Raw genomic sequence first — 2598 nt, 5'->3', positions numbered from 1 at the left:
ATCCCCCAAAGTCCACAATAGACAACTCGACCGGAAACCCAAGCCCGCCAAGGGAACCCGCTGCGTGGGGGGTCAGCGCTGCCAAGAGAAGCGGCACGTGACCACTGGAGCGCTGATCCCCCACGCCCCGGCGAAGCCGCGCATGAAACCCACCCCCACAGACCCCAGAAAACCCCAACAGACCGAACCCACTCCGAGCGCGTCGACCAAGCCCGCCGCCACAAATCGGCTCAAGTACCCCCCCGGCCAGGCAGCGAGAAAGGTTGGCAAACAGGCGGCGGCCGGACCCGACCCCTAGGCGGGTCCGGCCACCGCCGGGCGCGGTGACGTGACCGACTCTGCCCTCCCGCAAGCGCCGCGGGTAGGTGGCAAACCGGCCGTTGTCCGGAAGCGGACGCTAGGCTTACGCCGGACAAAGGGGGCGGCAGGATGCTCGAAGGGTTGCTCACGCCCGGCGCGGGCGCGCTTTACGACGCCATGGTGCGGTCCGGCCCGATGCCGCTGGACGATCCGCGTGCCGACAGCTCGGAGATGCGCGAGCTGTTCGACCAGGGGTTCGTCCGCCGGGACTACCGCGGCGACCCGGTCATCGCGCCGATGGAGCCGGTCCGCGCCGTCGACCACGCGATCCTCGGCGCGCAGACGCGGCTGCTTGAGCAGCAGCGCCAGATCGTCGCCGCCCGCCAGCAACTCGACGTACTGCAGTCCGTGTACCGCGCGGCCAACGGCAGCGGCGACGACTCCGCTGTCGAGGTCCTCACCGATCCGCAGCGCATCGGTTCCCTGTCCTTGGAGCTGTGCCTCTCGGCCAAGGAAGAGTTCCTCGCTTTCACCACCCAACACTTCAAGCGCAGGCCGGACACGAACACGGCGATGGTCATGCCCGACGCGGTGACCGAGCGCGGCGTGCGCCTGCGCAACGTCTACGAGCGCGCGGCGCTGGAGTTCGAGGGCGCCAAGCAGGTAGTCGAAGCCAGCGTGGCCGCGGGCTGGAAGATGCGGGTGGCGCCTGAGTTGCCGATGAAGATGGTGATCGCGGATCGGCACTCGGCGCTTGTCCCACTCGACCCGAGCGGGATGGAGGGCGCGCTGTTCGTCCGCGCGCCGACGGTCATCGCCGCGCTGCGGATGCTGTTCGAGCTGGTCTGGAGCCAGTCCGTCGAGGTCGGCGGCCGGTCCGAGACCCCCCACCACGGCCTGACCCCGACCCAGGCGAAGGTGCTCGACCTGCTCGCCACCGGGATGACCGACGGCGCGATCGCCCGCCACCTCGACGTCAGCGAGCGCACGGTCCGGCGCCACGTGCAGGGCCTGCTCGAGGCTCTCCAAGCCGACAACCGGGTGGCGGCGGTGTACGCGGCCACCCGGCTGGGCTGGCTGGGTTAGCTACTCCAGCTTCTGGCACTTCGGCGGTCCCGAGCTCCAGATCCAGATGCATTTGGTGGTCGGATCGACCCTGGCCTGTGCCGGTGCGCTCAGCGAGCCCACCGCGATCATCGCCACCACGGCGGCCGCGAACGCCGCGCCGATTCGTTTGATCATGCCGTCCTCCCCGAAGCGATCTTGCTGCTGTGAGACAAATTAGAGCAAGATGTCCCATTCGGGCAGGGGTAGGTCCGGCCAGTGTCCGGATCCGGCCACTGGCCAATGGCCAGGAGCGGACGTTGGCCGCCATAGACCGCTGCGGTAGTCGAGTCGTCACCCTACCGTCGGGTAGATGGGGGATGAGAAGGCTATTCGCAGGTGGTGGCGTGAAGACGGCGCCCGTCCCCGGCCCGATCCCGAGGGGTGGTGGCCGGAGGCGGACACCCTGCACTGGGTCCGGCTGCCGGTGTCCGATGAGGACCCTTCCGCCGTGAAGTAGCCCTTGACCGGTCAGTCCACTGGGGACCGCAGGGCGGTGCGGACCAGATCCAGTGCGATCGCCGGGTTGTCCCAGAACACCATGTGCCCGGCGTCGGGGATCTCCACCGGCCGGGCGGACGGGTTGGCGGCGGCTGCCTCGACGACACCCGAAGCGGTGACGACGGGACTGTCCGCCCCGTGGACCAGAACGGTGGGCGCGGGGACGTCCGGCCAGGCGTCGAAGAAGTCCTCGGCCTCGAAACCCTCATGCGTGGCCGCGACCGCGTCCTCGTCGCAGCTGCCCAGCCAGCGCGCCCGGTCCTTCCCGCTCGGTGGTGAGCCGGTGTTGCGGCGCCGCGCGTCGCCGGGTGGCGCAGTCGTCGATCGCCTCGACGATGGTCTGGTAACCGGTGCGACCACCTCGCGGATGGCCCGCGGGTCGGTCGGGGTGATTGCCTCTGAAGGCCACCATGACGGCGTTAGACGCCGTCATGGTGGCCTTCAGGGACTTGTGGGGATGTTCAGAGGTATGGCTAGAAGCCTGTGTTTGTTGGCGAGCGCGCTCACGAACTCGCGCCGCCACACCGGCGCCTGACTGGGTGCCTGGTCGCGTGGAGTGGCGCCGGTGCGCCGTCGTGAGTTCGTGCGGCCTGGCGGCCGCGAAAGAGGGCGCGCCGCGGTGAAGTCTCTGCTCGCAGAGCTCACAGAGACGCTGTGGTCGGGGCGAGATGCGGTGGCTGGGTGAGCACGAGG

The 2598-nt window shown here is 69.4% G+C and carries 4 protein-coding genes; 2 read left to right on the top strand and 2 right to left on the bottom strand.

The genetic code is table 11. From position 1 onward, the window contains the following. Window positions 1-429: 429 nt before the first annotated feature. Window positions 430-1386 (top strand): LuxR C-terminal-related transcriptional regulator, encoded by a 957-nt coding sequence (locus QMK34_RS47165; protein ID WP_326421567.1) that lies wholly within the window; start codon window positions 430-432, stop codon window positions 1384-1386. On the opposite strand, the gene QMK34_RS47160 is transcribed toward QMK34_RS47165, so the two are convergent. Further along, window positions 1387-1542, bottom strand: a complete 156-nt coding sequence (locus QMK34_RS47160) for a hypothetical protein (protein WP_326421566.1) — start codon at window positions 1540-1542, stop codon at window positions 1387-1389. A gap of 175 nt (window positions 1543-1717) precedes the next feature. On the opposite strand from QMK34_RS47160, the gene QMK34_RS47155 reads away from it, so the two are divergent. Next, window positions 1718-1864: a hypothetical protein gene (locus tag QMK34_RS47155; protein WP_326421565.1), complete on the top strand. Its 147-nt coding sequence runs from the start codon at window positions 1718-1720 to the stop codon at window positions 1862-1864. 11 nt (window positions 1865-1875) lie between these two features. On the opposite strand, the gene QMK34_RS47150 is transcribed toward QMK34_RS47155, so the two are convergent. Further along, a complete protein-coding gene (locus tag QMK34_RS47150) occupies window positions 1876-2265 on the bottom strand; it encodes an alpha/beta fold hydrolase (RefSeq protein WP_326421564.1) in 390 nt (129 codons plus the stop codon). Between the last annotated feature and the right edge of the window lie 333 nt (window positions 2266-2598).

Origin of the sequence: Amycolatopsis sp. H20-H5, from assembly GCF_035828755.1 — a bacterium.
Lineage (GTDB): Bacteria > Actinomycetota > Actinomycetes > Mycobacteriales > Pseudonocardiaceae > Amycolatopsis.
This window is presented reverse-complemented; position numbering and strand designations above follow the sequence as displayed.